Here is a 14,888-nt window from a genome sequence, read left to right as displayed (position 1 = left end):
TATGTGTTAGAAAGTGGATTCTAGCACAGATTGTTTTTTTTTGTAAAAAGGGTGTGAAAAATGGTGGTAAAGCAAGATTATGAGCAAAACAGTAGCACAATAAAGTGAAATATAGACAATTTCTATCAGCAATCACACAGAGATAGAAAATCAATATAACCGTTGCAAAAACTCTCTTAAGAGATTTCGCTTGTGAAATGCTTAGGCCAAAGACAGATGCCCAATAAATTCTACCAATCTACCCCACATACGCAGTTTTTTTATCAAGGTAACGCACAAGCACAGATAGGCTAAAGCACACGACAAAGTAAATACTCGCCACCACGCCAATCATCACAAGAATCTCTTCAAAGCTTGTAAGCTGCGCTAGAATAATCTTAGACTGATAGGTAAGCTCGGCGATTTGTAGCCCGGCAAGGAATGAAGTATCCTTAAATGTCGTAATAATCTGCGAAAGCAGTGAGGGAATGACTTTCCTAAAAGTTTGGGGCAAAATGATATAAAACAATGTAAAAAATTGACTAAATCCCTGTGAATACGCCGCCTCAAACTGCCCTTTTGGAATGGAGTTTAGCCCACCACGGATAATCTCCGCCATAACTGAACTTGTATAAAGCGAAAAGCCTATTGTCCCCCACACCGCAGGATCAGCCCTCCCAAAAAAGCTTGGCAAAACAAACACCGCTGTTAGCATCCATAAAAGCAAAGGGGTATTTCTAAAAGTCTCTATGTAGATAGCCGCTAGTGTGCGTGAGATTCTCCCGCCGTAGTTACGCGTGATAGCAAGAAATGTCCCAAGAATGATAGAAATCACACAAGTAGCCACCGCCACCATAAGCGTTAAATACAAACCATCAAGCAAAAAATGGAAGTTCGTCTCGTTAAATACATTTTCCATTCCAGATTCTCCTTAACGCTTAAGATGGGCATTTTTCAGCCTGTCTTCATAAAATTTTGCAAAATACGCCAACGGATAGCACACGATAAAATACAGCAATGCGGTAAAGAGATAAGCCGGAGCATAATTGCTCGTATCCCCAGCATAGCTATCCGCCACATACATAATCTCCCCACCCGCTACAATGAGTAGCACAGAAGTGTTTTTGATAAGATTCACCATTTGATTTGTGAGCGGTGGGAGAATAATCTTAATCGTCTGCGGCAGGATAATATAACGCATTTGCTGCGTATAGGTGAATCCTTGCGAAGCGGAAGCTTCAAACTGCCCTTTTGGGACAGAGAGAATCCCACTTCTCACCACTTCACTCACATACGCTCCGTGATATGCCCCAACACCCAAAACGCCAACGCTAAATACATCAAGGTGAATCCCAAGCGGAGGCAAAGCAAAATACAGGAAAAATATCTGTATCACAAGCGGTGTATTTTGAAAAATCTCAACATAAACGCGTGTGTAGGCTTTAAGAATCTTAAATCTGCTTGTCGCCATAACGCCACCGATTGTCCCAAAGATAAGTGCAATCAAAAGAGCCAAGCAACTCACCGATAAGGTATAGCCAAAGCCTGATAAAAACTCATCGGCGTGTGAAAGCATATCTGCAAACTTCCACAACGCAAATGGATTTGAGCTAGGATTTTCCTCATCATACAAACCAACAGATTCTAAGAATCCAAAAAGACTTTCACCTAAAGTCTCACTTCCTATCATTTCAGTCTCCAAGCCTACACTCTCCACTTTTTTATAGTCCCCACTTTTTAGCTAACTCATCAATTTGTGCTTTATTATCCTTCACAAATTTGTCAATAAATGTGGCAAACTCTTTGTCTTTCTTAGGGCTTACAATGCCGTATTCTTGCGGTTCAAAGCTATCTGGGAGAATCTCACTCTTATCATCAACATAACCCAAAAGGATAGATTTATCCACACCAAAGGCATCTACGCGTTTCGCATCAAGGGCTGCTTTGATACTTGGATAGTCTGGAAACTCGTTAAACTTTACATTCACGCCAAGCTTCTTAGCCGCTGCATCAATTGCCTTTTTAGAAGTCGCCGCTTGGGCTACACCGATAGTCGTATTTTTCATATCAGCGATAGATTTATACCCCTTTTCTTTCAGCACAAGTAAGCCCACAGCGTCCTTGTAGTATGCCTGTGAAAAGTTATAAGTGCGTTTGCGTTCTGGCGTGATTGTAAAGGTTGCAATCACCGCATCAATACTGCCATTATCAAGCAATGGTCCCCTAGTTTTGGCATTTACAGCTACGAGTTTAATCTTTTTCTCATCGCCCAAAATGCTTTTAGCCAAAAGTTTTGCCACATCAACTTCAAAGCCTTGAATCTCCTTTGTCTTTTGATCAAGCAAGGCAAAGCGTGGCACATCATTTTTCACACCCACAACAATTTCACCGCGTTTTTTAATATCTTCTAGCATTCCTGCATTTGCTTGTAGGGCAAAGACGCTTGATACAAGAAACAAACTCGCTACTTTCAACATTCCTTTAAAACCTAGTTTCATTACAACTCCTTTATTAAGTTTAGCCTAATGGCTCAAAATTTTTCCCAAAAATGTCCTTGCACGCTCTGTTTTTGGCGATACAAAGAAATCTTTAGGCACACTCTCTTCCACAATAGCACCATCTTCCATAAAGATGATTCTATCCGCTACCTCCTTGGCAAACCCCATCTCGTGCGTTACGACAACCATCGTCGTATTGCTTTGATGTGAGATTTCCCGCATAACATCTAAAACTTCTTGTATCGTTTCAGGATCAAGTGCGGAGGTTGGCTCATCAAAGAGAATATAAGGCTTTTGAGTGCAGAGACTTCTAGCGATCGCCACGCGTTGCTGCTGCCCTCCGCTAAGTGTGGCGGGATAGACTTTTGCCTTATCTTTTAAGCCAACGACTTCAAGGTATTTGTAGGCAATTTCTTGTGCTTCTTGTTTTGTTTTGCCTCGTAGTTTAATGGGTGCAAGGGTAAGGTTTTCAAGCACAGTTAAATGCGGATAAAGATTAAAATGCTGAAACACCATCGCACAATACTCGCGACATATCTTTGTCTTTGTCTTATGATTAAGCGGGATACCACCGACAATAACTTCGCCAGAGCTTACCTCTTCAAGCCCATTCATACAGCGGATAGTGGTGCTTTTACCACTGCCACTTGGTCCAATGATAACAAGCTTTTCGCCATCTTTAATTGTGAGATTAATATCTTTCAACACGTGGTGTTTGCCATAGTATTTATTGACATTTTTAAGTTCAATCACGATTATCCTTGTTTATTATGATTTTTGGGGAAACTGCAAAACTCTAGCACAAAATTACATAGAATTTGGAATAATGATGTAAAAAATGTGTATGACAAACAAAATATTGTTACAAATTTATACATATACTTCACAAAAATTCTAGCAATTTGTTACTTTATGTTACTTTTATTTTGCAACAAGATTCTTTTTTATCAAACACCAGATGACAGCTATTCTATGGCTACCTTTCAGCATATATTTCATTACTACAAATCAACAATATATAAACCCTACTCCCACTCAATAGTCCCTGGGGGTTTTGAGGTGATGTCATAGACTACGCGGTTAATCCCTGCTACTTCGTTGATTATGCGATTTGAGACAGATTCTAAAAATGCGTGGGGTAAGTGTGAGAAACTCGCTGTCATTCCGTCCATCGCTTCTACTGCTCTCACACATATCGTATTATCATAAGTGCGGTTATCGCCCATTACGCCCACACTTCGCACATTGAGTAACACGCAAAATGCCTGCCACACGCTATCATACAAGCCCCATTTATGTAGCTCTTCTATGAATATAGAATCCGCTTCTTTTAATAGCTCTAAATCCGCCGCATTCACCTCGCCCATAATGCGTATGGCAAGTCCGGGTCCGGGGAAAGGGTGTCGCATAAGCATAGATTCTGGCATTCCTAATTCTCTGCCTAACGCCCTCACCTCATCTTTAAACAGCTCTCGCAAAGGCTCGATTAACTCAAACTTCATCCATTCAGGCAGTCCGCCGACATTATGGTGGCTTTTTATCGTCTTACTTGGTCCCTTCACACTCACAGATTCAATCACATCTGGGTAGAGTGTGCCTTGTGCTAGGAATTTTATCTCGCCTTTTGTGTTGTGCTTTTTGGCTTCTTTTTCAAAAACTTCTATAAAGGTTTCGCCGATGATTTTTCGCTTCTTTTCCGGGTCAGTTACGCCCTTTAATCGCCCTAAAAATAGCTCTTTTGCGTCTGCTACAATCAAAGGCACTTTTAGATTCTCTCTAAACATTGCTTCTACTGTTTCTCTCTCGCCCTTTCTTAAAAGCCCGGTATCGACAAAAACAGGGATTAAATTCTCACCTATGGCACGATATAAAAGCGTTGCTACTACGCTAGAATCTACTCCACCACTCACAGCACACAACACTTTCTGCGTTGGCTTTTGCGTGCTTTTAAGGGAGTTTGATTTTGTAGCTTCGTCATTTATGTTTAATAAACTCCTTGCTTCAAAATCTGCACAACCCTTAAAATCATCACAAAATCCTTCCGCATTAAAATCCAGCCCTTTTTCTTGTGAATTTTCTTGCGTTGGCTTAGAATCCACTTTTTTAGAATCCCCAAGCACTTTTTCACGCAGTTTTATAATCTCGCTTTCAGCAAAATTCCGCATATTCCAGCTTGTATCTGCCCCACAAATTCCCACAGCAAAATTTTTCAAAATCTCCCCACCGCATTCACTATGTACCACTTCTGGGTGAAATTGCAAAGCATATACTTGTCGTTTAAAATCAGCAATGGCACAATAATGCGTATTTCCACTTTTAGCTAACTCCACAAATCCACTAGGCAGAGACTCTACCTTATCAGCGTGGCTCATCCACACGATAGAATCTTGCTTCACGCCCTTAAATAGCCCAAAATCCACACTAGATTCTGCGATTTCTAGCACCGCCTTGCCAAACTCCTGTGCTTCTGCCCTAACAACACTTCCGCCAAAAAAATGCGCAATATATTGCATACCATAGCAGATTCCAAGCACGGGGATTCCAAGCTCAAATACCCTAGAATCCGGCTTATACGCCCCCTCTTCATACACGCTCGCAGGTCCCCCGCTCAAAATTATGCCCTTAGGATTTTTTGCTTTTATAGAATCTAGCTTTTCAAAGTAGGGGACTATCTCGGTATAAACGCCATACTCACGCAATCTTCTAGCAATAAGCTGTGTGTATTGTGAGCCAAAATCAAGCACTAAAATTTCAACAAAATGAGAATCTAATCGCATAAAAACGCCTTGTAAATGTAAGATAAAAAGATTTGACATTGTAGCAAAAGAAGTTTAGAAAGAAGTTAGTTAAGAAAATTTCGCCAAAAGCCCCAACGCATTAAAGCAAATGGGGCTAAAGCTAGATTCTAAATGAAGTAGAATCTAAAAATTAAAACCAAGGCATAGAATCAGTTGCAGTGCGTTTGCGGATATTTTTCATTTGATAGAATCCAATAATCCACAACACAACAGCCGCAACAAGAAGTAACCAGCCGATAAAAATAAGTGTTGTCAAGCTTCCAAGAATATTTGCATAGAAAGCCCAAAGCAAGAACTTCTGCTCGGTAACAAAAGCTAATTCTCTAAAAAATAAGAGATTATATACAAGTGCCGCAATACTACCAACAATAAGCAATATCACCGCTACAACAAGCCCAAATCCACCAGCCGAGCTATACCCAGCCATACCCCCAAGTAACGCAGTTCCACCAAAAATCATAGCCAAAATAAGTGCCACCACCACAATCGCGATAGAGAGAATAAAGTTTTTAAACAAAGTTGGGCTTTCACTTGCGCGTTTTGTCCCAAGCACAGCCAACACAAAGACCACAAACCCAGCAATGAGTAAAATACCCCCAATCACCCAGCCTATAAATGGGATTAAAGAGATAAAACTTCCTCCAAAATAAAGCCCAATGCTAAGTAAAAACTTAAAGCGAATGCTTTGTGTGTCATTTGCCATAAGCTGCCCTTGAATATTTGCCATATTAATGCTACCACCTGTGATGAAAATATTTTTTGCCATATTCTCACTCACTTCAAAATCCACCTCACAACCCGTGAGATTTTCCATACTTCTACCCTCTAGATTTGATACATCACTTGCTTCAAAAGTGTAGCGATTGCCATCTTCACCGCTGATTAAATTTGGTGCTAAAACTTTACCTTTCATAGTTGCCCTTTTTCTTAAAATAAAGCTAGAATTGTAGTATTTTAAGATTAATTTAAACTTAAAATTACATTAAGATTCTATGCAGACCTGCATACATCACAAGTCCGCAAAGCCCCATACACAGCATAAAAGGCACAACAAGCATTGCCACTAGCATATACCGCCAAAAGCTAATATAAATGCCATATCGTTTAAGACTAAAAAGCCAAAGCAGTGTGGCAAGTGAGCCAATGGGAGTAATCTTTGCCCCGACATTACAGCCGAGCAGATGAGCGTAAATTAGCAACTCCCTAGAGCTAGAATCTAGCCCCACAAAGTCGCCTAAAGCAAGATTGCCAAGCATAACCATAGGCAGATTATTAATAAGGCTTGAGCCAAGTGAGCTAATCGCACCAACGCTAAAGATTTGTGTGAGAGTGTGTGTAGAAAAACTATCGCTTAGGGAATCATCAAGGAAAAACGCAAAAATATCACGCATAAAAGGGCTTGTAGAATGCAGTCCAAACACCACGATAAAAAGCCCTAAAGAAAATACCACAATCCCAAAGGGCGAAGCCTTAAGGCAGGGCAGAATCTCAATCCTTTTATACGCAAGAATAAGGCTAAGAGCCGCGCATAAAAGCGTGAAAGAAGAAAGTGGGAGAGAAAAAGCATTTGCTATAAAAATCCCGCATAAAAGCAAGAAAAGCAGGGCAAAACAGATAATAATCACGCTTTTTTGGGGCATTATGCTAGATTCTACAATATGAGATTCTGCATTTGGAATCTTAACCCCTAAGATTCTAGGCAATCTCTTACGCACAAGGATAAAAAAGCAAAGACTAGCAATGATGATAAAAATTTGTGGCAGTGCCATCACCTTGCTAAAATCTAGGGCATTAAGATTAAAAAAATGCAAGGCAATGATATTTGTGAGATTTGAAATCACAAAGGTGTTTGAAGCAAAATCACTTACACAACTCACAATAAGCAGGAAAATCACAAGTGGGGTTAGAATCTGTGCTGAATTTTTAGAATCTAGCTTAGATTCCATATCTTTAGAATCTAGCTTGCCAAAAAGGGCGATGATGAGTGGTGTTAGGATTAAAATCGCACCATCATTAGCAAAAAATGCCCCCAAAAATCCCCCAAAAAGCACGATAAACACATAAAATTTAAAGCTAGAAATGCCCCCACACTCCCCCTTTTCACTTAAAAATCTTAGAATCTTATAGGCTAAAAAGTCAAAAAATAGTAGCTTTTCAAGCACAATGCAAAAGATGATGAGACCAACAAGTGTGAGTGTGCTATCCCATACCATATTCCACACAAATGCTATATCAGCAAAACCTACAACCCCAAATCCCAAGCAAAGCAACGCCCCAAGAGAGCTATACACCCACAAAGGCAACCTAAAAGGACGGATATAAATGCAAAGCAAAGTCAGTATAAAAATGAGAAACGCCACAGATTCTACTTTTTTGCGTGGGATAGCTAAGGGAGCTTCAAAGCATTAATCCTAGCTAAGTTTTATTACACAAGCTTTAACCATAAACTTTAACAATGTATAATGAGCTTCCACACGAAGCCACATAAAAGTTTGGGGGAAGTGAATGAAAAAATATCTTTTATTACTATTATGCTGTTTTTCTCTTCACGCAGGGGAGTTTGGGGAAAAAAGCAAGATGAGCCTTGGCGTGTATGCCAACACTGGGGCGAGTATGGGCGGCGGGCTGGAGCTTGGATTCTCACTCTTTCAAGGCTCACTTTTAAGCTTACGCAATAGCATTTCACTTGAATCTAAAGCTTCAAAGCTCTTTAATGATGAACGCTTTGATTCACAAATTTTTGGAATCTATGACAAACTCAGCCTTGGCATTCTTTCAGGCAGCACAATCGCTTCAAGTATTGGCTTTGAATACTTCCGCCCTTATCTTTATCTCAGTGGCGGTTATGGTCTGCTTAGCACAAAAGAAAACCTTGCTAAAACGCCACAATATTGGGAAGTGAGTGCGGGAATGGGACACGAGTTTATCTCACATTTTGGGCATACTTTATTTTTTGAGCTTGGCGGAGGGGTAGGCAAACTCACCACAAACCCCACAACTCTTAGTCAAAATGCCCCACTAGGCGGAATGGTAAAAGTCCTACTTGGATATAGATACTACTTTTAAAGGAAAGAATATGAAAGATAAAATCTCTATGCCACCACTCAATCCACAAGAAGAAGCCGTGATTTTACACAAAGGCACAGAAGCCCCCGGAAGCGGAATCTATACAGATAATTTTGACAATGGCATCTATCTCTGCCGTCAATGTGGCACACCACTTTATGAATCTAGCTCTAAATTCCCCACACACTGCGGATGGGCGAGCTTTGACTCACATATACAAGATTCAGTGAGTGAGCTGCCAGATAGCGATGGAATCCGCACAGAGATTGTCTGCTCATCGTGTGGCGGACATTTAGGGCATATTTTTTATGGAGAAGGATTTACACCTAAAAACACGCGACATTGTGTCAATTCCCTATCTTTACACTTTGTAAAGTCTTAGAAAAATTCAGCTTTGGGTATCCATAGCAGTGATTTAGTAAAATTTAGGGTAACCGCAGACTTTATGTCTAGCTCCACCCTAAATTTTACTAAAAGCCCAACTAGCAACACTCAAAGTGGCAAAGCACGACTTTGCCACCATAAACATCAATGGTGGCGATTCACAAAGTGAAACGCCTACTTTGAAAGCGTTGTAGGGGTGGGGGATTTTTAAGGGGGAGGGAGCGACTTCGCAATTTAAGCCCCTCCCCCTTAAAGAAAAAAAGTTAATACAATTTTTTTACCGCTTAAACCTTGACTTGTAGATTCGGCTTTATTCCACATCGTAGCAATTCTATGTGAGCAGAACTCTATGAAATAAGACTGACAAGCAAAGCCTACTAAGCAGAATCTACCAACCCATAAGGGCTTTTGTATGCTCTTGCAGTTTATGGAGATAATCCTGCGGAGTGAGCTTAGATTCTTTAGATAATTCAGTGATAAACCGCACAAAATAGCTTCCAGCCACAATAATCTCAACCTTATCTTTTAGCATTTCAACCTGCTCATTACTATTTATCCCAAAGCCTAATGCTAAAGGCTTTTTGCAGAATCTGCGTATAAACTTAAGCCACTCTAAAAGTGTAGAATCTATATGTGTTTTTGCTCCCGTAGTCCCAGAGCGAGAGACAACATAGACAATCTCATCACTTGCTTTTGCAATTTTCTTAATCCGTGAAGCCTTTGTTTTGGGGGCAATAAGCGAGATGATGTTAAGCTCATATTTTTTAGCCAAAATGCGGAGTTTTTCATCAGATTCTAAAGGCAAATCAGGGACTATCATACCCCACGCGCCACATTCTTTTACTTCTTTGATAAACTTTTCAATACCATAGCGAAAAATCAAATTTGCATAAGTCATCACAATAAGACGCGTTTGTTTATCTTTGCTCTGCGTATGGGCTAGGCGTGAAGAGAGCGATTGAAGCAAGGAAAAGCCTTGTGTAACTTTAAAACCTTGAGCTATGCTTTTATCACACGCTTCTTCAATCACCACACCATCGGCATTTGGGTCAGAAAATGGAAACTGCACTTCAAGGTAGCTTGCCCCAGCGTGGGCAATCCCAAGTGCGGCATACATACTTAGCTCCAAGGTAGGATACCCAGCGATAATATGCCCCATAAGCTGAGTCTGCTTATTTTTACTCATAATGTCCTCCAAAAATGGATAAAAAGTAAAGAAAAAGGCGATTGTATCTCATTTTTTTTGAAAATGTCTTAAGTTTAAAGTGAAGCTAATGCCTTTTTACTTACAATCAAGGTTATTTTTTATAGTAAAGGGAAAATATGGCAAAAGTTTTTACAGAATCTAAAAATGGTTATTTTGGTGAAGCAAAAGGTGGCAAACACGCTTTTGGCGGACAATATGTCCCAGAGATTTTGCTTCCGGCACTCAAAGAGTTGGAGAAAGCTTATCACGGCGTGTTTCTTAGTAAAGGGTATAAAAAGGAGCTAAAAAGTCTGTTAAAGCACTTTGTAGGACGACCCACACCGCTTATTTATGCTAAAAATGCCTCTAAGATTCTAAATAACGAGATTTATCTTAAGTTTGAAGGCTTGGCAAACACAGGCGCACACAAGATTAATAACGCCCTAGGGCAAGTGCTTTTAGCAAAATATATGGGGAAAAAGCGCGTGATTGCTGAAACCGGTGCAGGACAGCACGGCTTAGCAACGGCGGCGGCTTGTGCGAAGCTTGGATTGAAATGTGAAATCTTTATGGGGGAGATTGACATCGCAAGACAGCGTCCAAATGTCTTTAATATGGAGCTTTTTGGAGCAAAAGTGCAGAGTGTCAGCAGCGGGAGCAAAACACTTAAAGATGCGGTGAATGAAGCATTGCGAGAGTGGAGTAAAAGAAGTGAAGATAGTTTTTATGTGCTAGGCAGTGCGCTTGGTCCTTATCCTTACCCTGATCTTGTGCGGGATTTACAAAGCGTGATTAGCAAAGAGCTAAAAAAGCAGACAAAGGCTTATTTTAGCGGGCTGCCTGATATTATGATAGCCTGTGTTGGTGGCGGAAGCAATGCTATGGGCTTTTTTGCACATTATTTGAAAGAAAATGTCAAGCTTATAGGCGTTGAAGCTGGGGGCAAAGGGAATGGCATTGGCGAAAATGCCATTAGGATTAATGCCATAAATGCAAGTGAAGGTATAGCCCAAGGCTACAAAAGCCTATTTTTGCAAGATGAAGACGGACAGCTTAGTCATACGCATTCTATTTCTGCGGGGCTTGATTATGCTGGAATTGGACCGCAACTCGCACATTTATATGAAGTCAATCGTTTGCATTTTACTTCTGCCACAGATGATGAAGCACTAGAAGCATTGGCATTTTTTGCTAAGAATGAGGGCATTATCCCCGCATTAGAATCTAGCCACGCCCTTGCTGCATTGCTTAAGGTATGCAAAGAGAATAAAGGCAAAAAAATCATTGCAAATGTGTCGGGCAGGGGTGATAAGGATATTTTTATCACAGCAAAAGCCCTGACACCAACGCAATGGAAGAGCTTTTTAAAAGATGAGATAAAGCGGATTGAGAGTTGAAACTTAAGTTTATTTGGGGATTATCTTAGATTCAAAGCTAGATTACAATCTTAGTGTTTTATGCTATGGGTGTAGGAGCCGCTAGAGCAACAGCAAGTAAGAGTGCTACTTCACTTCTAGATTCTGTAGGAAGGGCAGGAGTAGCACCAACACCAAGTGCAGGAGTTATAAATGCTCCTTATGTTGGTGGATATAACTTTACATCAAAAATGGCTATGCAATATAATGCAATGTCAAATCAAGGAAAAGCAATGTTTAGGAGAGAGCTTGGTAATATGTCTCCAAATAGGCTGACACAATTTGAAAGATTCTTAAAGGGAGAAGCTCAAACACAAGGTGATGGCTATAAATATCGTGGTAAAGGATTGATACATTTGACATTTAAAGAACATTATGAGAGAGCAAGTATTTATGCCAAAAAGCAAGGCTGGATAAATACAGATAATTACTTTGTAAATAATCCTGATAGTATCACTAATAATGGAAAATATGCCTTACTTAGTGCGGTATGGTTTTGGAATAGTCAGATAAATAAGAGTAGGAATGTTAATTTCAGGAACAAATATTGCTATGAAATAGCAGACATCAAAGCAGGTACAGATAACGAAAGAGTAAGTGCTATAACTTATATTGTTAATCAAAGAACAGATAGTTATGAAAAAAGAATAAAAGCATACAATAGATTAAAAAATCATAATATCTTTAAGGATTTCACTTAATGAATGCTGTAAAAACCCTCTTAATATTACTCGGCACTTATTTATGCTGTATTAATTTCTCTTTTGCTCTTGATTTGGCATTAGTCAAGGAAAATTTACTCAATAAAACAAAAGAAATCTCTGAACTTAACATTGAAACAGAAGATGTTGTGGTTGAAAATAAAATGTTTAATAACCAATCCTATGTATTTATAATTGCTAATATATCTGGCTATACTGATAGAACAATAGTGGGTGCTTCCTTTAGCTGTATAAATATTTTACATTCAGATAAAGTCATCTTTGCTTTTTGTAGTAATGGATATATGCAAATACAGACTAAGGGTGATTTTTGGACTTTGGAAAACAAATCCAATGAGTTTGGATATGAAGAATCGTATCGCAATGAAAGTTATTACACATTTAGACTTATAAACGATATATTTTATCTACATCAATATAGCCAAAAATATTTCTACTATGATAGATTTTGTGGTAGATTTGATGACCGATTGATTAGCTTTGATATTTTTTACCGCCAACCACGAGATGACCCAAAGAAAGAGAAGCTTATCCCTTTAGATTCTATAAATGATGAGTTATTTTCAAAATTAACAGAATTATGCTATAAAGCGGGACATTGTAAAGAAGTCGATTGGGAAGTCGTGAATGAAAGAAAACTAAAAGATTTTAGTGAATCTTGCGAATGAAAGATTTTAGACAAATAACCAAAAAAGTCAATGGCGGTACAAATGGCTTAGATAAGAGAACCAAACAACATACAAGAATCAAAAATGCAAATATTTTTGAGGATTTTTAACAAAGGAATTAATGATGAACAAGTTGGCATTAATATGTTTAATGATAACTGCAATATTTGCTGATGTAAAAAGCACAAAAGAATGGTTGAGCAAAAATCCTTTTGATAAAATCGCCTCACTAGATAAAATAGCAATAGCAAGTGATACCATAATATATCAATGGGAGGACGAACCATTGCCGAGCTTTGATTGTGATAAAGATACCAATACCGCAGAAACTTTGATTTGCTTTGGTCGTTGGCGATATAATGCAGTCTTGGATAACTTTTATGCGAGTTACTATTATGTCATAATGCAAAATATTTCAGACGATAGAAAGACAGAAATTAAAAAAATAGCAAAAGAAATGATAAAAAAAAGAAACAATGAGGTAGAACAGACAGATAAGGAAATACAGGAACACAACAATGAAATATATACTGATGAGGAACAAGTGAGTAAGAGAAGTGGGCTACAATTAAGTTGGGAAGAATCGATAGGCGACATAATATCAGAACACTATAAATCAGCAATAATGGAATTTACACGCTTTATTTTACAATATGACCCACATCTTTTTACACAGATATTTCATACACATACAGAGGAATATAAAGCAATTTTTCAAGATAAAGAAGCGGAATATTATTATGTTTTAGGTGCGTTATATCTTGACAATCTAATCGATGAAACAGGCAAATTGATTGTAAAGGTGGATTCTAAGTGATGAGACAAGGTAATGGCTATAACTTTAGAGGTAGAGGAGTAATACAGCTTACAGGGAGGAGCAACTACACAAGATTCCAATCCTACTATAACAAGCATTATCCAAACGATACCAAAGACTTCCTAAACAATGAGGAACATAGAAAAGCATTGCTTGATAATGGCAAGATAGCTTTGCTTAGTGCGGTGTGGTTTTGGAATCACACAGAGTGTTATAAGATTGCAGATAAACAAACTAGCAATAATGCCAATGAAATAGTCAAGCAAATAACCAAAAAAGTCAATGGTGGCTATAATGGTTTAGATGAAAGACAAAAAGCCTTTAAAAGAATACGCTTTGGAAGTAGCAATACTGCCAATATAAGCAATGGAATCTTTAGGGATTTTTAAGGAGGCACTATGAGAAATATTATCCTTGTGTCAATACTGATGACATACATATGTAGTGGTGCTGACTTTTCTAGGTATTGCGATAATGTAGATAATGAATGCGTAAGACCAAGCTTTGATTGCAATACGGCAACTAACAGGGTGGAATCATTTATGTGTGAGCAAGAATATAATGCCTATTCTGATAATTTCTTTATGAGTTATTATACTCTGATAATGCAAAATATAAGGGATAGCGATAAGCCAAAAGTTCAAGCAATAATACAACAAACTATGGATAACAGAAATAAAATAGGGCTAGTGATACAATCCATTGATAAATATATTAGTGAGATTGAGAAACAGGCTGATAATGGCGATGAGGAAGCAAATAATATATTAAATGTTTATGGCAGGGGCTTGGAAGACCCATATTTGGGGATATTGTATGACATAGAACAAGTATATATGCAAGGAACACTAGAATTAACACAATATTTATTAGATAATAATAATGAACTATTTATGCGAATTTTTATAAATAAAAAGAAATATAACGATCTCTTTAATCGTGAGCAAGATGAATTGCTCACAGAAAGAGAAAAAGAAAGAAATGGAACATTAATAGATGGGGAAAAATTTATAATCCTACTTACTGCCCTCTACCAAGACAACCTAATCGACAAAACAGGCAGATTAATTGTAAAGGTGGATTCTAAGTGATCAAAAATGGATCTTCTAATTACTACACAAACTGCTGCTACTTCCACTCCTACTTCTGCTACTACTTCTTTATTGCATACTCATACTGCATTCCTTAGAGTAGCCTACCCTATTGCAAGTAATAGCAGTGGTTTTTTTGCATTACCTAGAGTAGGAGATGAAGTTATAATCTCTTTCTTAGATAATGATATAGATAAGCCATTTATATCTGGAAGTTTATATAATACAACTAATCCTAGCCTAATACATAATCCCCTAGATTCC

At 38.5% G+C, this 14,888-nt stretch carries 17 protein-coding genes; 9 read left to right on the top strand and 8 right to left on the bottom strand.

The genetic code is table 11. The features are described 5' to 3' along the window. Positions 1 to 238: 238 nt before the first annotated feature. From LS74_RS09510 to LS74_RS09480, 7 genes are all read right to left on the bottom strand, one after another. A complete protein-coding gene (locus tag LS74_RS09510; RefSeq protein WP_034585392.1) occupies positions 239 to 898 on the bottom strand; it encodes an amino acid ABC transporter permease in 660 nt (219 codons plus the stop codon). A gap of 12 nt (positions 899 to 910) precedes the next feature. Then, complete coding sequence (locus LS74_RS09505) at positions 911 to 1,669, bottom strand: amino acid ABC transporter permease (protein ID WP_034585395.1); 759 nt, start codon at positions 1,667 to 1,669, stop codon at positions 911 to 913. Between the two features lie 31 nt (positions 1,670 to 1,700). Next, entirely contained in the window at positions 1,701 to 2,477 is a 777-nt protein-coding gene (locus LS74_RS09500) for a transporter substrate-binding domain-containing protein (RefSeq protein WP_034585398.1), read from the bottom strand. A gap of 24 nt (positions 2,478 to 2,501) precedes the next feature. Then, positions 2,502 to 3,230, bottom strand: a complete 729-nt coding sequence (locus tag LS74_RS09495) for an amino acid ABC transporter ATP-binding protein (RefSeq protein WP_014667566.1) — start codon at positions 3,228 to 3,230, stop codon at positions 2,502 to 2,504. A 272-nt stretch (positions 3,231 to 3,502) separates the two neighbouring features. After that, a complete protein-coding gene (gene guaA, locus LS74_RS09490) occupies positions 3,503 to 5,254 on the bottom strand; it encodes a glutamine-hydrolyzing GMP synthase (RefSeq protein WP_034585401.1) in 1,752 nt (583 codons plus the stop codon). Between the two features lie 151 nt (positions 5,255 to 5,405). Continuing rightward, positions 5,406 to 6,188, bottom strand: coding sequence for a V-type ATP synthase subunit I domain-containing protein (locus LS74_RS09485; protein ID WP_034585404.1), 783 nt, complete (start codon positions 6,186 to 6,188; stop codon positions 5,406 to 5,408). 64 nt (positions 6,189 to 6,252) lie between these two features. After that, on the bottom strand, positions 6,253 to 7,635 hold the full coding sequence (locus LS74_RS09480; protein WP_034585406.1) for an arsenic transporter: 1,383 nt from the start codon (positions 7,633 to 7,635) through the stop codon (positions 6,253 to 6,255). Positions 7,636 to 7,780: 145 nt separating this feature from the next. Between LS74_RS09480 and LS74_RS09475 the strand changes: the two genes are divergently transcribed. Together LS74_RS09475 and LS74_RS09470 are read left to right on the top strand one after the other, a co-directional pair. Next, positions 7,781 to 8,341, top strand: a complete 561-nt coding sequence (locus tag LS74_RS09475) for a hypothetical protein (RefSeq protein WP_034585409.1) — start codon at positions 7,781 to 7,783, stop codon at positions 8,339 to 8,341. Positions 8,342 to 8,369: 28 nt separating this feature from the next. After that, on the top strand, positions 8,370 to 8,723 hold the full coding sequence (locus tag LS74_RS09470; RefSeq protein ID WP_199767800.1) for a methionine-R-sulfoxide reductase: 354 nt from the start codon (positions 8,370 to 8,372) through the stop codon (positions 8,721 to 8,723). Positions 8,724 to 9,113: 390 nt separating this feature from the next. Here the strand turns inward: LS74_RS09470 and trpA are convergent, their stop codons facing one another. Continuing rightward, a complete protein-coding gene (gene trpA / locus LS74_RS09460) occupies positions 9,114 to 9,911 on the bottom strand; it encodes a tryptophan synthase subunit alpha (RefSeq protein WP_034585416.1) in 798 nt (265 codons plus the stop codon). A 137-nt stretch (positions 9,912 to 10,048) separates the two neighbouring features. On the opposite strand from trpA, the gene trpB reads away from it, so the two are divergent. The 7 genes from trpB to LS74_RS11515 form a co-directional block, all read left to right on the top strand. Continuing rightward, positions 10,049 to 11,308, top strand: coding sequence for a tryptophan synthase subunit beta (trpB, locus tag LS74_RS09455; protein ID WP_034585419.1), 1,260 nt, complete (start codon positions 10,049 to 10,051; stop codon positions 11,306 to 11,308). 65 nt (positions 11,309 to 11,373) lie between these two features. Then, positions 11,374 to 12,027 carry a hypothetical protein gene (locus LS74_RS11525; RefSeq protein WP_236096909.1) on the top strand — a complete coding sequence of 218 codons (654 nt, stop codon included), beginning with the start codon at positions 11,374 to 11,376 and terminating at the stop codon, positions 12,025 to 12,027. Further along, the gene (locus LS74_RS09445; protein ID WP_034585422.1) at positions 12,027 to 12,716 is read left to right on the top strand and encodes a hypothetical protein; all 690 of its coding nucleotides are present in this window, start codon (positions 12,027 to 12,029) and stop codon (positions 12,714 to 12,716) included. Before LS74_RS11525 ends, LS74_RS09445 begins: the two co-directional genes overlap by 1 nt. 124 nt (positions 12,717 to 12,840) lie before the next feature. Next, entirely contained in the window at positions 12,841 to 13,533 is a 693-nt protein-coding gene (locus tag LS74_RS11520) for a lysozyme inhibitor LprI family protein (RefSeq protein WP_236096908.1), read from the top strand. After that, a complete protein-coding gene (locus LS74_RS09435) occupies positions 13,533 to 13,922 on the top strand; it encodes a hypothetical protein (RefSeq protein ID WP_005220125.1) in 390 nt (129 codons plus the stop codon). Before LS74_RS11520 ends, LS74_RS09435 begins: the two co-directional genes overlap by 1 nt. A 9-nt stretch (positions 13,923 to 13,931) precedes the next feature. Next, positions 13,932 to 14,624 (top strand): hypothetical protein, encoded by a 693-nt coding sequence (locus LS74_RS09430; protein WP_034585426.1) that lies wholly within the window; start codon positions 13,932 to 13,934, stop codon positions 14,622 to 14,624. A gap of 6 nt (positions 14,625 to 14,630) precedes the next feature. Beyond that, positions 14,631 to 14,888: phage baseplate assembly protein V (locus LS74_RS11515; protein WP_236096907.1), on the top strand; the 258-nt coding region annotated here is incomplete at its 3' end.

Origin of the sequence: Helicobacter magdeburgensis, from assembly GCF_000765825.2 — a bacterium.
GTDB classification, from domain to species: Bacteria; Campylobacterota; Campylobacteria; order Campylobacterales; family Helicobacteraceae; genus Helicobacter_C; species Helicobacter_C magdeburgensis.
Note: the sequence above shows the minus strand (reverse complement) of the source record. Positions and strands in the feature narration are given on the sequence as shown.

Bases quoted from the DNA above. Each gene is read 5' to 3' on its own strand.
- LS74_RS09510 (WP_034585392.1), bottom strand. From the start codon at position 898: ATGGAAAATGTATTTAACGAGACGAACTTCCATTTTTTGCTTGATGGT.
- LS74_RS09505 (WP_034585395.1), bottom strand. From the start codon at position 1,669: ATGATAGGAAGTGAGACTTTAGGTGAAAGTCTTTTTGGATTCTTAGAA.
- LS74_RS09500 (WP_034585398.1), bottom strand. From the start codon at position 2,477: ATGAAACTAGGTTTTAAAGGAATGTTGAAAGTAGCGAGTTTGTTTCTT.
- guaA (WP_034585401.1), bottom strand. From the start codon at position 5,254: ATGCGATTAGATTCTCATTTTGTTGAAATTTTAGTGCTTGATTTTGGC.
- LS74_RS09485 (WP_034585404.1), bottom strand. From the start codon at position 6,188: ATGAAAGGTAAAGTTTTAGCACCAAATTTAATCAGCGGTGAAGATGGC.
- LS74_RS09475 (WP_034585409.1), top strand. From the start codon at position 7,781: ATGAAAAAATATCTTTTATTACTATTATGCTGTTTTTCTCTTCACGCA.
- LS74_RS09470 (WP_199767800.1), top strand. From the start codon at position 8,370: ATGCCACCACTCAATCCACAAGAAGAAGCCGTGATTTTACACAAAGGC.
- trpA (WP_034585416.1), bottom strand. From the start codon at position 9,911: ATGAGTAAAAATAAGCAGACTCAGCTTATGGGGCATATTATCGCTGGG.
- trpB (WP_034585419.1), top strand. From the start codon at position 10,049: ATGGCAAAAGTTTTTACAGAATCTAAAAATGGTTATTTTGGTGAAGCA.
- LS74_RS11525 (WP_236096909.1), top strand. From the start codon at position 11,374: ATGGGTGTAGGAGCCGCTAGAGCAACAGCAAGTAAGAGTGCTACTTCA.
- LS74_RS09445 (WP_034585422.1), top strand. From the start codon at position 12,027: ATGAATGCTGTAAAAACCCTCTTAATATTACTCGGCACTTATTTATGC.
- LS74_RS11520 (WP_236096908.1), top strand. From the start codon at position 12,841: ATGAACAAGTTGGCATTAATATGTTTAATGATAACTGCAATATTTGCT.
- LS74_RS09435 (WP_005220125.1), top strand. From the start codon at position 13,533: ATGAGACAAGGTAATGGCTATAACTTTAGAGGTAGAGGAGTAATACAG.
- LS74_RS09430 (WP_034585426.1), top strand. From the start codon at position 13,932: ATGAGAAATATTATCCTTGTGTCAATACTGATGACATACATATGTAGT.